The organism is Blastocatellia bacterium, assembly GCA_035573895.1.
Lineage (GTDB): Bacteria > Acidobacteriota > Blastocatellia > HR10 > HR10 > DATLZR01.
Genome location: DATLZR010000041.1, coordinates 23,641 through 42,619 on the forward strand (window position 1 = coordinate 23,641; position 18,979 = coordinate 42,619).

Annotated in this window: 13 protein-coding genes and 1 tRNA gene; 4 read left to right on the plus strand and 10 right to left on the minus strand. The window is 56.2% G+C overall.

All coding sequences use genetic code 11. The annotated features are described in order from the left end of the window. Nucleotides 1-16: 16 nt before the first annotated feature. Nucleotides 17-1,252: a S41 family peptidase gene (locus tag VNM72_04705; GenBank protein ID HXF04700.1), complete on the plus strand. Its 1,236-nt coding sequence runs from the start codon at nucleotides 17-19 to the stop codon at nucleotides 1,250-1,252. 612 nt (nucleotides 1,253-1,864) lie between these two features. Beyond that, nucleotides 1,865-2,368 carry an NUDIX domain-containing protein gene (locus tag VNM72_04710; GenBank protein HXF04701.1) on the plus strand — a complete coding sequence of 168 codons (504 nt, stop codon included), beginning with the start codon at nucleotides 1,865-1,867 and terminating at the stop codon, nucleotides 2,366-2,368. A gap of 72 nt (nucleotides 2,369-2,440) precedes the next feature. Here the strand turns inward: VNM72_04710 and lpxK are convergent, their stop codons facing one another. The 4 genes from lpxK to recO form a co-directional block, all read right to left on the minus strand. After that, nucleotides 2,441-3,535, minus strand: a complete 1,095-nt coding sequence (lpxK, locus tag VNM72_04715) for a tetraacyldisaccharide 4'-kinase (GenBank protein ID HXF04702.1) — start codon at nucleotides 3,533-3,535, stop codon at nucleotides 2,441-2,443. Between the two features lie 239 nt (nucleotides 3,536-3,774). Further along, the gene (locus VNM72_04720; GenBank protein HXF04703.1) at nucleotides 3,775-5,142 is read right to left on the minus strand and encodes a 3-deoxy-D-manno-octulosonic acid transferase; all 1,368 of its coding nucleotides are present in this window, start codon (nucleotides 5,140-5,142) and stop codon (nucleotides 3,775-3,777) included. A gap of 6 nt (nucleotides 5,143-5,148) precedes the next feature. After that, nucleotides 5,149-7,860 (minus strand): pyruvate, phosphate dikinase, encoded by a 2,712-nt coding sequence (ppdK, locus tag VNM72_04725; GenBank protein HXF04704.1) that lies wholly within the window; start codon nucleotides 7,858-7,860, stop codon nucleotides 5,149-5,151. Beyond that, a complete protein-coding gene (gene recO, locus VNM72_04730; protein HXF04705.1) occupies nucleotides 7,857-8,627 on the minus strand; it encodes a DNA repair protein RecO in 771 nt (256 codons plus the stop codon). The genes ppdK and recO overlap by 4 nt, the downstream gene beginning before the upstream one ends. Nucleotides 8,628-8,704: 77 nt before the next feature. Here recO and VNM72_04735 point away from each other — a divergent pair. Beyond that, nucleotides 8,705-8,780, plus strand: a tRNA-Phe gene (locus VNM72_04735). Between the two features lie 60 nt (nucleotides 8,781-8,840). Here the strand turns inward: VNM72_04735 and purL are convergent. Next, nucleotides 8,841-11,069 (minus strand): phosphoribosylformylglycinamidine synthase subunit PurL, encoded by a 2,229-nt coding sequence (purL, locus tag VNM72_04740; GenBank protein HXF04706.1) that lies wholly within the window; start codon nucleotides 11,067-11,069, stop codon nucleotides 8,841-8,843. A 124-nt stretch (nucleotides 11,070-11,193) separates the two neighbouring features. Here purL and efp point away from each other — a divergent pair, with 124 nt between their 5' ends. After that, the gene (gene efp / locus VNM72_04745) at nucleotides 11,194-11,754 is read left to right on the plus strand and encodes an elongation factor P (protein HXF04707.1); all 561 of its coding nucleotides are present in this window, start codon (nucleotides 11,194-11,196) and stop codon (nucleotides 11,752-11,754) included. Nucleotides 11,755-11,838: 84 nt separating this feature from the next. On the opposite strand, the gene VNM72_04750 is transcribed toward efp, so the two are convergent. From VNM72_04750 to VNM72_04770, 5 genes are all read right to left on the minus strand, one after another. Next, on the minus strand, nucleotides 11,839-14,211 hold the full coding sequence (locus VNM72_04750) for an LptF/LptG family permease (protein HXF04708.1): 2,373 nt from the start codon (nucleotides 14,209-14,211) through the stop codon (nucleotides 11,839-11,841). A gap of 7 nt (nucleotides 14,212-14,218) precedes the next feature. Then, nucleotides 14,219-15,376 carry a lipoyl(octanoyl) transferase LipB gene (lipB, locus tag VNM72_04755; GenBank protein HXF04709.1) on the minus strand — a complete coding sequence of 386 codons (1,158 nt, stop codon included), beginning with the start codon at nucleotides 15,374-15,376 and terminating at the stop codon, nucleotides 14,219-14,221. Between the two features lie 8 nt (nucleotides 15,377-15,384). Next, nucleotides 15,385-16,749 (minus strand): dihydrolipoamide acetyltransferase family protein, encoded by a 1,365-nt coding sequence (locus tag VNM72_04760; protein HXF04710.1) that lies wholly within the window; start codon nucleotides 16,747-16,749, stop codon nucleotides 15,385-15,387. 126 nt (nucleotides 16,750-16,875) lie between these two features. Beyond that, nucleotides 16,876-17,850, minus strand: coding sequence for an alpha-ketoacid dehydrogenase subunit beta (locus tag VNM72_04765; protein HXF04711.1), 975 nt, complete (start codon nucleotides 17,848-17,850; stop codon nucleotides 16,876-16,878). Nucleotides 17,851-17,853: 3 nt separating this feature from the next. Beyond that, complete coding sequence (locus VNM72_04770) at nucleotides 17,854-18,873, minus strand: thiamine pyrophosphate-dependent dehydrogenase E1 component subunit alpha (protein ID HXF04712.1); 1,020 nt, start codon at nucleotides 18,871-18,873, stop codon at nucleotides 17,854-17,856. Nucleotides 18,874-18,979 lie beyond the last annotated feature (106 nt).

Here is an 18,979-nt window from a genome sequence, read left to right on the forward strand (position 1 = left end):
AGCGAAGGACATGGCGATGAGAATTAAAATCAGCGTGCTGGTGATTTCCGTCATTGTGGCATTCTACATCATCGTGGGTGGGTTACTGCCGCGCTATGGTGTGATTGCGAGCAACAATGATCCCTACTCTCAGCTCACGATATTCCAGGAGGTTTTGAGTCGGATTGTGAGCGATTACGTTGACGAGCCCGATCTGGAGAAGGTCCGGTTGGGAGCGTTGCGTGGTCTTGCAGAGGGACTTGATCCCTACAGTGCCTATCTATCTCCCGCTCAGGTGAAGCGGATGACGTCCGGTGTCCCTGCGGGGGAAGGAGAGAGTGGTTTGATCGTGTCTAAAGTGGCTGGCTATCTCTACGTCGTCTCTGTGATTCCGGGATCACCAGCGGCAACTATTGGGCTATCGGCCGGAGATGTCATCGAGTTCGTTGCCGGAAAAGCAACTCGTGACTTAAGCCTCTATGAAGCGAAGGATCTGCTTGTCGGTCCAGTGGGGACTGAGGTTGAACTCAGGGCTTTCCGGGGGGGGCGGTCGGAAACTTTTAAACTCAAACTTGAAGCTCTTCGACCAAGACGACCTGAAGGAAAGGTTCTGGAGGCCGGCGTCGGGTATCTGAGGCTTGGATCGCTAGAGGAAGGAGAAGCCGATTTGATCAAGTCAGAGCTTATGGCGCTTCAGGCTCGTGGCGTGGATCGGCTAATTTTAGATGTTCGAGGTGTGGCTACGGGGAAGCTGTCAGAGGCTGTGAGAATTGCGAATTTCTTTGTGGGAAGTGGGGTGTTGGTGAAAATGGTTGGTCGTGAAGGGCGTGTTCGTGAGACGATCGAGGCAGATCCACATCAGGTCATTTTCCGCAAGCCCCTTATTGTTCTCATTGATCGAAGCACAGCGGGACCGGCTGAAGTTCTGGCTGCAGCCATTGGGGAAAACAAAAGAGGGGAACTTGTTGGAGAACGAACCTTTGGCATCGGTGGAGAACAAGAGCTCTTTCGATTGCGGGATGGAGGTGCCCTCTACATTACCACCGTTAAGTACGCATCTCCTACCGGGCGACCGATCATGGGTGCCACATCGGCGACAAGTGGAGTTCAGCCGACGATCGAAGTTCGACGTCCCGATCGTGGGATGAGCCCGGAAGAGCTGGAAGAACGTGAGGAACTGCCTCCTTCGGAGCAACGTTTACCCCGGCAGCCATCGGCTCAGGCAGAAGATATTCAACTTAAGAGAGCCCTGGAGATTATTCGTTCAAAGTGAAGGTTTCCGCTGAAGAAGGAAAGGGTGGCGGCTGACTTAAGTCAGCGGTTGTCCCGTGTGGAAAGCACTCCTCATAGAACAGGGGAAGTCATGCCGAGATTTTATTCGAGGTTATGTAATGAGGGGGGTAAAATGGGGGTCATCACCAACCTCGCGCCCGAGAATCTCTCATATTACGCAAAGCTACGTTCAGGGTCAGCAAGAGGGAAGCTTTGCCCCAGGTGGTCGTGTTGGATGATTCGTTGGTGGAATTGTGACGTGCGTCTGATAACTTCCAGCATTTTCAAATGTTGACTAAATAGCGGACCTTTAAGGATGCACTTCCGATTAACAAGCGTCAGGCGATCAGCGAGTTATCGCTAGTTCTTTCGGGTTTTTCAAAAAGTGGGGGAGTACGACTCCCGCTGGGATTTGATATGCGTGTCTTAAGGAGCTTACGATCGTGTTATGGATCAGATTGGTTCCCAAGATTCCGTGGTTCTGGATTGCGTGGCGGAATCCTACTGGCCGGAGGAATAATGAAATCTTGGGTTGGGTAATGCCTTGCGTTCGAGGGATAGTAGATGCTACTTGCATTTCAGCAAACGAACGAGTGTGATCTGGGTGCGGAAGATGAAAAAGCGGGGCAAGGGCATGGCGACAAAGAAAAGGAGCGCGGGGTTACTTCCTTTCCGGAAAGTTTCTGGGACCATTGAGGTACTGTTGGTTCATCCTGGGGGTCCGTTCTGGGTGAAGAAGGACGAAGGCGCGTGGTCCATTCCCAAGGGTGAGATTGAAGGTAATGAGGACCCTCAGGTTGCAGCAAGGCGTGAGTTCGAAGAGGAGGTAGGGGGTATGGTCGTCGGAGACATGATCGCGTTGGAACCGGTCCGCCTGCCGGGAGGAAAACTGGTTTATGCCTGGGCTGTCGAAATGGATTTGGAGCCCTCGAGAGTCAAGAGCAACACCTTCACGATGGAATGGCCACCGAAGTCTGGAAAGATAGCAGAATTTCCCGAGATAGACAGGGCCGAATGGTTCACGCTCGATGTTGCTCGGCGGAAAATCGTAAAAGGTCAGGTTAGTTTCCTTGACCAGCTGGAAAGGATACTCATAGGGGGAAGGGGAAACCTGTAGTAAGTTTTTCGGTTGAGAACCTGCAGGTTGAACCCATTTTGCCGGGAATGTCTGCCGTTGAAACACGGGTCGTCAGACTGAGAAAAGGTTGGTTGATGAGTGAAGGTGGGACAGCAGGAACTGTCGGAACCGGGCTTCATCGTCAAGGTGGGCTTGGATTCGGCTGACATAAATCGGTACTTGGACTGGTGTGGAAATGACCTGTCGGAGACGAATCCAATCCTTTTCCGTTGTAACAATCATTTGACAGCGAGATCGTTCCGCCTCCTGTAGAAGATGTTTGACGTCACCCGGAGTGTACCGGTGATGGTCACGAAAGGAAACGAAGCGAATGACGCGAGCTTGAAAGTGACAGAGGTCTTCGTAAAACAGGAATGGATTTCCAATTGAACAAACGGCGAGGACGGTAAGACCGGAGAGCTTCTGGGGAGGGAGGCGATTTCCGGTAAGCGGATCGTAAACGTCTGTCATTTCATGGTAGCTATAGAAGATGGGGGCAGCAGGGGCGATAGTCCGAATTGTATGCTCAAGGCTGAATTGGTCAAAGGGTCTGTCGGCGCGGGTAATGACAACGGCACTAGCTCGGGCAAGGCTGTGGACTGGCTCCCGGAGTGTTCCCTGTGGCGGAAAAGCGAAGTCACCGAAGGGGTTGGTGGCATCAACTAAAACAATGTCAGCAGTGCGCTCGATTTGGAGGTGCTGGAAACCATCGTCGAGGAGATAGATGTCGCAGGGAGAAGTAGCTTCAACAAGCTGGATCGTCTGATAGCGGCTTGACCCGACGGCGATCACGGAGCCGTGCAGGTGCTGGGCGAGGAGCAGGGGTTCATCGCCGCTTATATTGGGATCGGGGTGGAGAATGTGGGAGCCGTCGGAGACGAGCAGGGGGTGGGAACCCTGGCGTCCATATCCGCGACTGATAACGGCAGTTCGGTACCCTGCCTGTTGCAACAACCGTGCAAGGTATTCCACAAAGGGAGTCTTACCCGTCCCTCCGAGAGTCAGATTGCCGACACTGACAACAGGTTTAGATACTCGCTTGGACTTGAGGTACCCCTGTTGATAGAGGCTGAGCCGGGTGCACGCGGCTATTTGATAGAGGCGGGAAAGCAAGACACGAATTGGCTTTGGGACGAGGGATTGATACCGTGCCCAGGTGTCCATCATCTGAAATGAAGGCAGAGGTGACGGCGTGTTCTGCACTCTCTTTGAGCGGTGTATTTTCCCTCCAGGGCCTTTGTCCTGCTTCATCCGACGCGCTCTCCTGGCAGTCCACGACGGTTCAGCAGCGATCCTGACCGGTGAGGATTAAGTGGCACGAAATGTGGCGAGCCGGCATCGTTTTCCATGTTGCTCTCTCGACAGGTGTCGGTTAATGGGTGAGGGACATTTTGTAGTGAGCATCTTCAGCCTCTGGTCATTGGTTCGGAGCTATAGCGATTCATTCCGGAAGGGTGTCGGGAAGTGAGGGCGGCGGTTATATAAGCAAGGCATCTTTCCGTAGCTCCCTGGTAGTACCTCCGTGCGAACCAGGCCAGTTGATGGAGCGGTCCATTCCTCGAGGCGGGGAAATAGAGAGATATTGCTGTTGCGAGCGCGCTTGCGAGATCCTCAGATCGAGACCGGCTGGCGGGAGCGAGTCGGGTAACGGGCGGAAGATCTCCTGCTGTCTCCGGCCATTTCGGAATAGCAGATTCTGGAAATCCCGGTCCGACGATGACGGGGCATCCTCGGAGCAAGGGTTCTGCGATGTTATGACGGGCGGAGCCGAGGAGCGAGCCACCAAGAACGGCAACCGAGGCGATGTGGTAGAAGGCGGGTAACTCTCCCAGTGTATCGAGGAGAATTACGGTCGTATCAGGAGAAGGGGAGGTTGTGCGAGTCCGACGGGCAAAGGAGAGGCCGGATGCCCGAATGATCCGTCCAACGTGGTCGAACCGTTCGGGCCGCCGTGGCGCAATCACGAGTCGTGAAGTGCGAAGAGACGATGAGTTCTCCAGGAGCTTCTTGAAGGCCGAGAGAATGATTTCCTCTTCCCCTTCGGCTGTGCTGGCCGCGACGATGACTGAGGATTGTTCAGAGAGGGAGAAGAGGTGAGAGAGTTCGCCGAGCTTTTTCTCCTCCTCAGGCGAAACGGACACATCCCATTTCATATTGCCGACGACGACCACCCGTTTCGGATCGGCGCCCAAGGCGAGAACTCGGCTGGCATCTTCTTCAGATTGCATGAGCAGGTAGGAGAAGTCGTTCAGGATCCGCGCCGCAAACCGCCCGAGCCGGCGGTACCCGTTGAATGAACGCTGAGAGATCCTCCCGTTGATCAGGATCACGGAAATGCCGCGCTGTCGGCATTCGTGGAGGAACCGCGGCCATATTTCCGTTTCCATGATGAGGACGAGATCCGGATTAATGCGATCCAGAGCACGTCGGACAGAGAATGCCCAATCGAAAGGGAAGTAGACGGTGATGGCGTCCTGGCTGTAGAGATTGCGTGCGATTTGCTGGCCGGTGGCTGTTACGGTGGAGATGACAAGCCGCAGGGGACTGAGGTTGGCGCGAAGCTTTTCCACAAGCGGCTGCGTGGATAGGACCTCGCCGACGGAGACGGCGTGGATCCAGATCGTTGGGGCCCCGGGCCCGAGTGGGGGGAGAAATCCCAGCCGGTGACGAAGATCCGGAAGGGCGTCCTTCCGGCGCTGGGCTCGAAGCAGCGCCCGGGGAGCCAGAAGCACCGCAGCACACGTAAGGAGCGCGCTGTAGAGCCAAAAGATCATCTGGCACTACTCGACGACGGCAGCAAGCTCGGTCACAGACGCCTGTGCGGCAGCAAGGATAGCGATGGGAATTCGGTAGGGAGAGCAGCTCACATAATCGAGACCGATGTGGTGGCAAAGTTCGATACTTTTCGGATCACCACCATGTTCTCCGCAGATCCCGGTTTTGAGATCGGCACGAGTACGACGACCTCGTTCGACTCCGATTTTAATCAGCTCACCCACTCCCTTCGAGTCGAGCGTTGAGAAAGGATCTGATTCGAGGATACCGATCTTCAAATAGTGTTCGATGACGGCCGTCGTATCATCGCGGGAAAGGCCGAAGGTCGTTTGCGTCAGATCGTTCGTTCCAAAGCTGAAGAACTCTGCGCTCCGGGCGATCTCATCGGCGAGCAGAGAAGCTCGTGGTAGTTCGATCATTGTCCCGACGAGGTAGGGCAGCGTTATTCCTTGCTCGGCGAATACGTCATGAGCGACCCGCTGAATGATCTCCCTCTGGCGTTGGAGTTCGCCCGCCGTGCTGACGAGGGGAACCATTATCTCCACGATGGGGTGAGCACCCTCTTTAGTGACTTGACAGGCGGCCTCAAAGATAGCCCGAGCCTGCATTTCGGTGACTTCTGGGTAAAGGATGCCCAATCGGCATCCCCGCAGGCCAAGCATGGGATTGAACTCATGTAGTTCTTCGACGCGGCTGAGAATCCTCTCCAGGTGGGAGACGACGGTCGTTTCTCCCTTGGATCGAGCAGATGCGATATCGGAGAGAAGCTGCTCTCGCCGTGGGAGGAATTCGTGTAAAGGAGGATCGAGGAGGCGAATCGTCACGGGCAGTCCATCCATTTCTCTGAAAATGGCAGCGAAATCGGATCGCTGCATCGGCAAAAGGTGTTGAAGAGCCTCACGGCGCTGCGCGGGGGTTGTGGCCAGGATCATGGACTGCATCCAGGGGAGCCGGTCAGGTCCAAAGAACATGTGTTCCGTACGACAGAGGCCAATCCCTTCGGCCCCGAGAGCGCGGGCCAGGCGAGCATCTTCGGGAGTATCGGCGTTGGCACGGACGCCGAGTTTCTTGACTCTTTTTGAGATGGTCATGATTCGATTGAAGTATTGATAGAGAGGGGAGGATGCGGGGTCGAGCTGACCTCGGATGACCTGGAGGATTTCCGAATCCGATTTACGAATTTCGCCCAGTAGAACCTCACCGGTTGTCCCGTCGAGAGAGATCACATCTCCTTCGTGGAGGAGGGTCTCTTTGAGGCGAATTACTCTATTGGTTTCGTCCACGACAAGATCAGCGCATCCAACGACAGCGGGCTTACCCATCTGGCGACCGACGACGGCAGCATGTGAGGTTGCTCCCCCACGGGCGGTGAGGAAGCCTTCAGCAGCTTGCATTCCCGCGATATCGTCGGGGGATGTTTCAGTGCGAACGAGGATAACGGGGAAGCCATCCCGGCGGAAGCGAAGGGCTTGATTGGCCGTGAGAGCAATTCGGCCAGCAGCAGCGCCAGGGGATGACGGTAATCCGCGTCCGATAACCTTAGCCGAAACCCTCGCCGACCTCTCAAATGCCGGGTGCAGCAACTGGTTCAACGACTGAGCCTCGATCAACCGAAGCGCCTCCTCCTCAGAAACCAGTCCCTCCTCAATAAACTCACAAGCAATGCGGACAGCCGCGTAACCCGTCCTCTTACCGCTTCGGGTTTGTAGCATGAAGAGCTGTCCTTCTTGAACGGTGAATTCAAAGTCCTGCATATCGTGATAGTGACGTTCCAGTCGCTCGGCAATCTCCTGAAGCTGGTCATAAACGTCGGGCATTCGCGTTTTGAGTTCAGAAAGGGGAAGGGGAGTCCTGATACCGGCGACGACATCCTCGCCTTGAGCATTAAACAGAAACTCGCCGAACAGGGCCTTTTCACCCGTCGCGGGATTTCGTGTGAATCCCACACCCGAGCCGCTGCGCTCACCCATGTTACCGAAGACCATCGCCTGGACTGTCACTGCGGTGCCGAGATCATGGGGGATGTGGTGGATTTGGCGGTATGTAACAGCCCGTTCGTTGTTCCAGGATCGGAAGACGGCATCCCTGGCTTCTTTGAGCTGTATGTAAGGATCCTGTGGGAAAGGTCGGCCCGTCCTTTCCTCCACGAGCTTTTTAAAGGCAATAGTCAGCTCATGCAGGTCGTCAGCCGATAAATCAACGTCCTGGATCGCGCCGCGCTTCTCCTTCTGATTTTGGAGCAAATGCTCGAACGCCTGTTTATCTATCCCCATCACCACGTTACCGAACATTTGAATGAAACGGCGATAGCAATCGAAGGCGAAGCGGCGGTCAGAAGTTCTCCGCGCCAGGGCCTCCACGGTCTCGTCATTGAGGCCGAGGTTCAGGATGGTATCCATCATTCCCGGCATGCTGAACTTTGCCCCCGACCGGACCGATACCAGTAGGGGTCTCTCCGAATCTCCCAGCCGTTCACCGCGCAGTTGTTCGAGGCGTTGAAGGGCTTCACGCATCTGATGCTCAATCTCGTCCGTCAGGTTACCCCCTCTCTCATAATAGACACGGCATGCCTCGGTTGTGATCGTAAATCCTGGTGGAACCGGGAGGCCGGCGTTTGTCATCTCCGCCAGGCCTGCTCCCTTTCCCCCCAATAGGTCGCGCAACCGAGCAGATCCCTCGGCTTTTCCGTCGCCAAAGAAATAAACATACTTTTTCATCTCTCCATTCTCCTCTCGTTTCGATGATAAGCAATGAATATTATCTCAGTCCTCAGGTGATGCTCAAGAATCGTGGTGATCAAAAGGTGGGCGAGTTGCTTGATCTTCTGCATCGCCGTTGGACTCACTTCCTGTTCGGTCCAGCTCAACGGATCGAGGCGAGAAATTTGCTCAATGGCCTGCCGCACATCCTCGCCAACAGTCAGGTACTGTACCGGTGGAGGGCACTTCTGGCAGAAGGTCGTCCCATCAGCGCCAACGAGAATTTCTTCTTTTGTTCGATAGGGGTGCTGACAGCGGAGGCATCTATCCCAGTGTCCGAGGAAGCCGCTGAGCTTAAGCATCCAGATGTCGAAATAGGCACTTAGCCGGTTGAGGTCAGGAGCTGAGCGAAAAGTTTCGACAATGGCTTTGAGAAGGCGATAGATGCGGTCGTTGGGTTCTGACAGAGGCTGAAAGCGATCGGTTACTTCGCCGATGTGGTGAAGGAAGAGTTCCCCTTCTGGAGTGCAAGCGCGCTCAAAGGGAGACATCAGAAGCTCGCACCGGCGAAGGGAGACGAGTTCTCGTGTTTCCTTTTCGAAGAAGGACACGTGGACTTCGCTCAACGGCTCCAAGCTCGCCCCAAAGAGGCTTTTCGGTCGCCGCGCCCCTCGTGCGACGGCACGAATTTTCCCGAACTCTCGGGTAAACATCACGGCAACTTTATCGGCTTCGCCCATAGGATATGTGATGAGGACAAAGGCGTCGCTCTCCCTAAGCGGCATAAGATTCCCTGGCTGCGCTCTCTGCAGATTGCGTGTTGACAAAATGCCCGCGAGGCATTAGGCTAATGACCTCGTGTGGCCAGGTAGCTCAGTCGGTAGAGCAGAGGACTGAAAATCCTTGTGTCGGCGGTTCAATTCCGTCCCTGGCCACCAACGATTTCCCCTCATGAGCTGCTCCGGAGATCACCATCCGCCTCAGTGTGTCATGGCGGGTCATTTCTGAGATTCAATTTGAGTAGAAAGTGCCGTGCGCCATATAAGCTCCAGTTCCTGAACCGGATCATCAATAGCGACGTGACCATCAATCAGGATGTGCAGGCGAGTCCCGCCGACATAACCGATCCGCTGGTAAGGAATCCCGTAAGCGTTTGCAATCTTCTCCACCTCGCGTGTGTCTCCTGGAGCGACAGTGACGACGATCCGAGATGGCGTTTCGCTAAATAGAAGGGATGTTGGAGAACGCACTCCTTCTGTCGTCAGCGAGAGCACTGCTCCTATAGCAGGTCGTTTGTGGCTGGAGAAACAGGATTCGGCGAGAGCGATGGCCAATCCTCCGTCGGAACAGTCGTGGGCCGAGTGCAACAGGTTGGCATGAATCATTTCCAAGCACGCTTGTTGGACGCGACGCTCGAGCTCCAGATCGAGAGTGGGAACAGGTCCCGCAACAATCCCGTGAATCCAGGCAAGATATTCGCTTCCACCTAGATGGTCTCGCGTCTCACCAAGCAGGTAGATGACATCTCCTTCGGCCTTGAAACCGGCGGTGACCACGTGCCGGGGCAGGCCGCCATGATTATTCGCTGACGGGGGCGCGATGTCGGCGATCAGCCCAACCATCCCGATGACCGGAGTTGGATAAATCCCCCGGCCTTCCGTTTCGTTATAGAAGCTCACATTTCCTCCCGTGATGGGAGTCTCAAAGGCGCGACAGGCCTCGGCCATTCCGTCAATAACCTCGCTGAACTGCCACATAACTTCCGGGTGTTCCGGGGAGGGAAAATTCAGGCAGTTCGTGCAGGCGATCGGGCGCGCCCCTGTGACAACGAGATTTCGACAAGCTTCAGCCACGGCCAGCCGAGCACCCTCGCGAGGATTGAGCCAGCAGTAACGACCGTTGCCGTCAAGGGTGAGAGCGATGCCTTTGCGCGTCTCCTTGATTCGAAGGACGGCAGCATCGGCTCCAGGCAGGACGATAGTATTCGTGCGGACCATGTGGTCGTATTGCGAATAGATCCACTCCTTCGACGCTATGTTGGGAGAAGCAAGAAGCCGGCGGAGAGTCACGTCCAAGGAGTACGGGCTTTCAGGAATGTCGGAGAGCTCCGGAATAGACGATGGCCTCCGCATGGGGCGCCTGTAGACGGGCGCATCCTCAACCAGGGCTCGGTTGGGAACATCAGCAACGATCTGGCCCTGATGGAGCACGCGCAGGTGTCCGTCAGGGGTCACCCGCCCGATTTCGCACGCCTCCAGGCCCCATCGAGCGAATGTCTCGATGACCTCGCGTTCGCGACCCGACCGGACAACGAGAAGCATTCGCTCCTGGGATTCCGAGAGGAGGATTTCGTAGGGGGTCATGGCAGGATCCCGTTGAGGAACGCGGTCCAGGTATATCTCCATCCCGGTTCCCGCGCGCGCTCCCATCTCGGCGCAGGCGCATGTCAGACCGGCAGCCCCCATATCCTGGATGCCGACGACAGCCCCGGTGCGAATCGCTTCCAGGCAGGCCTCCAGCAGGAGTTTTTCCATGAACGGATCGCCGATCTGCACGGCCGGACGATTGGCCGCGTGTGCCCGGTCGAACTGGGCCGACGCCATGACGGCTCCGTGAATCCCGTCGCGTCCCGTCTTCGCCCCAACGTAGATGACTGTGTTGCCGGGACCCGTTGCGCGGCCCAAGAAGATGTGGTCCTTTCGGCCCAGGCCGATCGCCATGACATTCACTAAAGGATTCGTCGAGTAGCAATCGGCGAAAAAGACTTCTCCTCCGACGGTGGGTATCCCCACGCAGTTACCGTAATCGCCAATCCCCTTCACGACTCCGCGAAGCAAGGAACGATTCCGAGGGTCGTCCAGGGGTCCGAACCGAAGGGAATCCAATAGCGCGATCGGGCGCGCTCCCATGGTGAAAATATCCCGGAGAATCCCGCCAACCCCTGTTGCCGCTCCCTGATACGGCTCGATAAAACTGGGGTGATTGTGAGACTCGATCTTAAAGGCCAGGCACCACCCATCTCCCACATCAATGATCCCGGCATTTTCACCGGGCCCCTGAAGAACCATCGGTCCGGTTGTGGGGAGGCGCCTGAGATGAATTTTAGATGACTTATAGGAGCAGTGCTCCGACCAAAGGGCGGAAAACATCCCGCGCTCCACCTCGTTCGGCTCACGTCCGAGAAGGGCTGTAACACGTTGATACTCTTCTGCTGTCAGGCCACTCATCGTCCTCTCTGTATCTGTGAGGATCTTACTTTTAAGGCGGGATTATAGCCGGGATGATTGACCTCGTCCATGTGGATATACTATGGTTTTTGGTTCTGATGGTTGAGAGGGAGGATTCAAAGCGATGATTCAAGCGACGCAGATTCGCAAGGGAATGATTATCGTTCATGAGGGGGACCCATGTCGGGTTCTCGACTTTCGCCACGTGACGCCGGGGAACTGGCGGGCGATGGTTCAAACGAAACTTCGGAATTTGCGGACGGGGGTTTCCTTCGAACATCGGTTCCGCTCCACCGACACGGTCGAGCGCGCTGTGCTGGATGAGCGAGAGTTCATCTATCTCTATCAAGAGGGAGAGATGTACCACTTCATGGATGTGGAGACATTCGAGCAAATCTCGATGGATCAGGAAGCACTGGGGGACGCCGTTCTCTACCTGCTCCCCGAGATGCATATCCGGGTGCAGTATTACCAGGGTGCCCCGATAGGCATTGAGCTGCCGCCCACTGTCGATTTGAAGGTCGTGGAGACGGAACCGGGGTTGAAGGGCGCGACGGTCAGCGCCGTGAATAAACCAGCCCGGCTTGAGACGGGGCTTGTCGTACAGGTCCCTCCGTTTGTCGAGGTAGGTGATGTCGTTCGGATCAATACAAGTGATGGGACTTACCTGGAGCGCGCCAAATAGGAGATTGTAATGGGGCGTTGCCTTGCTGGCACTGGGGAGATCGTCCCCTGGCAGGGCCAGTGTGGATCGGGGTGCACGTGGGGATCAACTTCGGAGGCGAAAGAGCGCATAGAGTCCCCCTGCGCCGAGCAATCCACAGGGAGCCCAGGCTGCCACCGCCGGAGAGAAGTAGCCGTACTTCCCCATCTGGGAGAAAATGTCCAGTAAGAGCCAGTAAGTGAGGCCGAGACCGATACCCAGGCCCACGGCTTGGAGGGCACCATGCCGACCCGTGGCAATGCCGAAGGGAATCCCGAAAAGGCCCATGACAAGACATGCAACTGCCAGTGCGCTCTTGCGGTGAAGGGTAACTTCAAGCTCAGTGGTATCGGTACCTGTTTGAGCGAGATAGCGAATATAGCGGGTCAGTTGTGAGATTGTCAGAGCGTCGGGCTTGAGCGGCTCCCGGGTGAAGTACTCGGGTTGCTCCGGCAGCCGCAAGGCGAGCGAGGAGAACGATTGCTGAGAGGTTACGTGGCTTCCGTCAAATTGCCAGCGCCGCCCTTCGGAGAAAATCCATTGTTGTGACTCTCTATCCCAGCGGGCAGATCGGGCCTCAATTCGCGCGCGGGGAGCGAAGGTGAGCGGATCGAGTTCAACGATAAAGGGGAAATCAAGGCGCTGAGCCCACCGGTCGAACGAGCGGAAGTGATAGACGCGATATGTCGTCGGGGGGACCAGATCGGTCTGCTGCCAGGGTTCGGCGGACATGATCCAGGAACTTCCTGCAGGAGCTAGTTCTACATGCTGCGGCGAGCGACCCTGCTTGATGTAAAATCGCAGCGCATCCTGTCGGGCATAAGCCCGTGGGAGGAAGGAATTCTCTCCAAGAAAAACAGCTGCCGTGAGAAGGCAGCAGATCGCGATGACCGGTGCCGTGGTGCGGTAGATCGAGATCCCTGATGCTTTAAAAGCCACCAGCTCGGATGTTCGACTGAGTAGGCTGAAGCACACCATCGTTGCCAGGAGCGCCGCAGGAGGCAGTAAATACACCCCGACGACAGGGGTGAGATAGAGACAGTATTCGGCCACGATATGGGCCGGGATGCGATGGGCGATAATATCTGAGGCCAGCTCAAAGAGCGTGAAAACGAGAAAGAGCACCCATAGACCGACCAGTGCGGGAAGAAGAGACGAGAGAAACCTCCCGGCGAGGTAACGATCGAGAATGAGAGGAGCCGCTCGGGGAGGCCCTTGTACGGAGTGGGGGAGAGGTGCCCTGCGCGACAGCCGAAAGGAGAGGTGTTGGACCCTGGAGCGCAACTCGCCAATTATCTCGACCAGACGAATGAGAACTCCCGGAAGCACGTCACCGCGCCGATAGACTCTGGTTGCCAGGGCGAGGAAAATTCCATTCGCCATCCAGAGACCGAGGGCCGGTGGGAGCGTGCCCGCTCGTGATAGATTCTCGCCAGCAAGCAGCAGGAGATAGTAAACGCAAGCAAGAAGCAAGGCCGTCGTCAACCCGGCTCCGCGCGTCATCCGTCGCAGTCTCAACCCAAGGACCGAGCCCAGAAGACCGAAGATCACCGGTGAGAGCGACAACGCGAGTCGTTTATGAAGTTCAATCTGCCGACGCTGAGACAGTGCCGGATCTTCTTTTTGGGGACGGAGCAGCTCTCCCAGGGTCATCTGTTGGAGGCGGGTTCGAACTGACGGCGGTTGCCCGCTACTCCTTATGGCCTCACGGGATTTCGCATCGAATCGGAGAAAGAGACGGTCGAATGTCTCGATCTCGTACTGCTCATGCCCGTTCTCCAGCGTCCGCCGGTGGATCATACCATCCTCCAGCCTGAGCAACGACGTCTCAGGGACGTCACCAAGCTGGAGAATACCCGTCTTTGCTGTGATCAGAAGCGGAGAAGATTCGGAACCCTCCCGCATGATGAGAAGAAGGCGGCTCCATCGGTCAGAACGGCGGTCAATATCCCCGATGTAGAGGACCTTGTTGACGAAGCGATCGTCGAAAACGCGCGCCTTCATCTGAGTTCGCAGTCCCTGGACCAACAGCTCAGCCCGAATACGCTGGAATTGGCGGTAGGATCGGGGCAAGACCTCTCCGAGGAGTATCAGAAGTATGAGCGACAGCAACCCACCGAGCAGGATCAATGGAAGAACGATCCGGCTTCGGCTGACGCCCGCTGCGAAAAGAGCTGTCGTCTCGTGATCGGCCGTCATTCGACCAAGACCCGTCATCACTCCCACCAGCAGAGAAAGAGGGATCGTAATGACCAACACGCGGGGTACGAGCGAGGCTAACAGCGTACGGATCATCCCCGGAGGAACGTTCCGCTTGATGAATAACTCGCCGAAATCAGCGATCTGGGCAGCAAGCAGAATGGCCATTGAGATGATGACTGCCAGAATGAGGTACGACGTGACCTCCCGGAGGATCGAACGGTCAATGAGGCGAAGCATAGCAGGGCTAAAGGTCGGCTCCCGTGCGGAGACGCTTGAGGACGGAAAGCTGGTTGAGCGTCTGTTCGGCGAGCTTCAGCGCTCGTCGCGTTCCCGCCCATACCACGCGCGTGAGGGCCTGGTCGTAGGGTACAAACTCGTACTCGGTGTGTTCCCGAGGATCAAGCTCGATTTTTCCTGGCTCACCCGGGAGCTCCGCCGCAAACGTGTGCTCGCGGACGATAACCGGTTGGGGAAGTGACAAATCCGGCAGAAGTTCTGGTGCAATGGCAAAAGCATGAATGTAGGGCAGCCGATGAAGGGGCGGGCACTGGTCCTTCAGGCCGGTTTCTTCGGCAACTTCACGGATGGCGGCTGCCGGTGGCGATTCCCCCGGTTCAATGAATCCGGTCACTGGTTGCCAGAATCCTCCCGCTTCAGCACGCCGTTTGAAAAGAAGATAACGGTTATCCGGCAGCGAGCGAAGGATTACCATGACAGATTCACGATCAATCGGTTTCACGAAGGGCCTACGATTGAATACCTGGCCGAAGTGGCCGATAAGAGCTGACTCGACCTGGTCGAAGGAGACGTGCTGCCCGCAGACCCTTTCCATCGAGGTCATGCGAACTCCGCTCAGCCCGCAGGGGACAATCAGGTCAAAGGGTGAAAGGTCATTGGCAACATTCAGAGCCAAACCGTGTCGCGTGATCCAGCGGCTGAGGTGAACTCCGATGGAGGCGATTTTTTCTCCTCGGACCCAGACGCCCGTTCGACCTGCCTCTCGATGGGCCTCGATACCAAAATCCGCCAATGTGCGGATGATGACCTCTTCCAATAAGCGCAGATAATGATGGACGTCCCGCTCCGCGCCCCGAAGTTGGAGGATGGGATAGGCAACGAGCTGACCCGGCCCGTGGTATGTTACAGCTCCCCCCCGATCCGTTTGAACTACATCTATCCCGAGTTCGCGCAGCCTCTCAAGTGGACAGAGAATCTGCCGGGATGCCTTCTGAGCGGCACTTCTGCCCACTGTGATCACCGGAGGATGCTCAAGGAGCAGGATTGTATCGGGTACGGCTCCACGCTGACGCTCCTGTTCGACAAGCCGTTGAATGAGTAAACCGTCTTCGTACTCAACCAACCCCAGTCTCCGAACAGCCAGAAGACCGTCTTCATCCCACATGCCCACGATTACTCCCGGCTGATGTCGAAAGTCTCCAGGAAGCGCTTGATATGAGACATAAACTGGTCGGCAACAGCTCCATCAATGAGGCGGTGATCAAACGTCAGCGCAAAGTACGCCGTGGGACGAATGGCAAGAGCATCGCCCCTGTCCGTCTCGATAACTACAGGACGCTTGGCAATCTGACCAACACCGAGGATGGCGACTTGAGGCTGGTTAATGATGGGAGTTCCGAAAAGCGAGCCGAAAAGACCGGGATTGGTGATGGTGAATGTTCCTCCTTGAACGTCCTCCGGTTTGAGTTGCTTAGCTCGGGCTCGTGTGGCGAGATCGGAAATGGCTTTGGCCAAGCCCACGAGACTTTTTTCATCCGCGTTTTTGATGACGGGAACGATCAGTCCCCAATCCAGAGCGACGGCGATGCCGATGTTGATGTCCTTTCGATAGATGATCTTGTCCTCGGCGACCGATGCGTTGAGAATGGGGAAGGCCTTGAGCGCGTCAACGGTGGCGCGGGTGATAAACGGGAGGTAGGTTAGATGAATCCCGTGTCGCTTCTGGAATTCCTCGCGCAACTGGCGGCGAAGCTCTTCGACCCGGGTCATGTCAATCTCAAAGACCGTCGTCACGTGGGCTGAGGTGCGCTGGCTCAGGATCATGTGCTCGGCGATCTTTTTGCGCATGACGGTCATGGGAACGACCTCGACGCGCTCACCTTCAAAGGTCACCCCGCTCACAGCAGGCCGCTCAGGCTCGATAGGTTCGGCGGGAACTGGGCTGACAGAAGCCCTCCGGTTTTCGATGTAGCTCAAGACATCTCGTTTGGTAATGCGGCCCCCCATTCCCGTTCCCTGGATGTGCGAGAGATCAATGTTATACTCTCGTGCGAGTTTGCGGACCACAGGAGAGGCACGCAACCCAGGCGCAGAAACACCAACCGGAGCTGGTTGTTCCGGGACGGAAATTGTAATTGGCTTTTTCTGCTTCTCCCAGGGATAAGGTTCAAGCGTGAGCCTGCGCTCTGGTGTTTCTCGTTTGGGCGGCGTTGCTGACAGGGAAGGGGACGAGGGCAACGTAGCGGCGGTATGCGTGCTTGGCTCAGGTCTCGGTATCGAAGAAGCAGTAGGGGGACCTGCTGCTGATGACACCTCAGCTTCCGTCTCCAGTCTGGCCACGACTGTCTTGATTGGGACGGTTTCTCCCTCTGCCACGAGAATCTCCGCCAGAATCCCTTCCGCCGGCGATGGGATCTCCGCGTCGACTTTGTCTGTGGAGATCTCAAATAGCGGTTCGTCCCGCTTTACCCGTTCGCCGGGTTTCTTGAACCACTTCGTAATGGTTCCTTCCGCGATACTTTCCCCCATCTGGGGCATGATGACGTCTACTCTCACAGTCCCCTCCGGTTATGGATAGAGATTAGCATGGACCACAAGGCCGATCCGCGTCAGTCGGACCCCGTCCAGTACGGAATTCTCACAATGTCCTGGCATGATCGCCTGTCAGTAGAGCGCCAGCCACCGGGCTGCCGCCACGATTTCCTCCACCTGAGGAAGGAAGAACTCCTCCAACGGAGGGCTGTACGGAACGGGAGTATCCGGAGCGGTGACGCGGAGAATAGGGCCATCAAGATACTCGAATACGCGCTCCGTGATGCGTAGGGCAATCTCTCCAGCAATGCCGCCGGTTCGTGTGTCTTCATGGACAATGAGAACCTTTCCCGTCTTCGCTGCCGATGACAGGATGGTTTCGTCATCCAAAGGAAGGAGCGTTCTGAGATCAATGACTTCTGCATCTATTCCCTCAGCAGCAAGCTGATGGGCCGCGTCCAATGATTTGTGGAGCATCCAGCCGTAGCTGATGATCGTCAGGTCCTTTCCCGGCCTCCGAATCGCCGCTTTACCGATCGGGACGATATAGTCCTCTTCGGGAACCTCTTCTTTGATCCTTCGGTAGAGGTATTTGTGCTCAAAGTAAAGGACGGGATCTTCATCCCGGATGGCCGCCTTGATCAAACCCTTTGCATCATACGCCGTCGCCGGTTCAACAATCTTCAGGCCAGGCGTATGGAAGAAATAGGCTTCCACGTTCTGCGAGTGAAAGGGACCCCCATGGACGCCACCACCGCAGGGACCGCGGACAACGATGGGAACACCAGCACCCCAACGGTAGCGTGACTTCGCCGCCATGTTGGTAATCTGATCGAAGGCGCAGGAAATAAAGTCAATGAATTGCATCTCCGCAACAGGACGCATTCCGAGAAGAGCTGCGCCAATGGCAGCTCCGACGATGGCAGCTTCCGAGATGGGCGTGTCTATGACCCGTTCCTCTCCAAAATGCTCAAGGAATCCCTCGGTCACCTTGAACGCACCACCGTAGACCCCAATATCCTCGCCGAGGAGAAATACCCGTTCGTCCCGTTCCATCTCTTCCCATAGCCCTTGACGAATCGCTTCCAGATACGTGAGAACCGCCATCAGTTATGTCCTCCGGTATGTTGGTTCGCGTTCAAGCGATGGGGGAAAAGAACCAACCCCCTCATAGTAAACATCCTGGAGTGCGATTGAGGGATCAGGCATCGGGGACTGTTCGGCGTACCGGAGGTCGTGCTCCACCTCGGCGTCAATTCGTGAGTCAATCCCAGCGAGATCATCTTCTGAAGCCAAATTGTTCTCCCTGAGATAGCGGACGAGGCGATCAATGGGATCCTTTTGCCGCCAGTGCTCGAAAAGTTCGGCCGGCACATACCGGGCATCGTCGTGCTCGGCATGACCGCGCATGCGGAATGTCTTGACCTCCAGAAGTGTTGGACCAAGTCCCTGGCGCGCCCTTTCAACGGCTCGGCGCGTTGCTGCGTAAACAGCCTCTACATCATTGCCATCAACAGTCTCGCCGAAGATACCGTAACCGATGGCCCGATCAGCGATATTCTCGATGGCCATTTGCTTGTGCTTGGGCGTGGAATACGCGTACCCGTTATCTTCTGCGACTACAATCAAGGGTAGTTTGAAAACCGCCGCGAAGTTCAGACCCTCGTGGAACACTCCGGTACTCGTTCCACCGTCGCCAATGTAAGTCAGTGCAACCGATCGGAGGCGTTTCATTTTCGAGGCAAGAGCAATACCAGCCATGACGGGAATGAGGTCCCCAAGGTGGCTGATGGGGGGAATGATCCCCCGTTCCACACTGCCGAAGTGAACCACTGAATCCTTACCTCGTGTCGGACTCGTCCCCCGCGCCATATATTGCGTGAATATCTCCCAGGGCTTGACGCCACGAACCAGAAGTGACCCGAGATTGCGAATCATCGGGGCGATGAAGTCTCCGGGTTCAAGGGCATATGCGCTTGCGACGGATTCGCCTTCCTGTCCAAGACTGCGATAAAGCCCACCGACGATCTTCCCCTGGCGGTAAAGGTGTGTGAGCCTCTCCTCAATCGTTCGGGTGAGTTTCATGTAGTAGTAAATCTCAAGCAGTTGTTCTCTTGTCAGTATCCCCATGCCTTCTTTGTCCTGTCCTTGGGCGGGATTTGTCATAGGGGCTGAAACTATAGCGGAATTCGATAGAAGGAGCAAGAGTGGGTTAGCGGGGGGGGTGTTTGCTGTG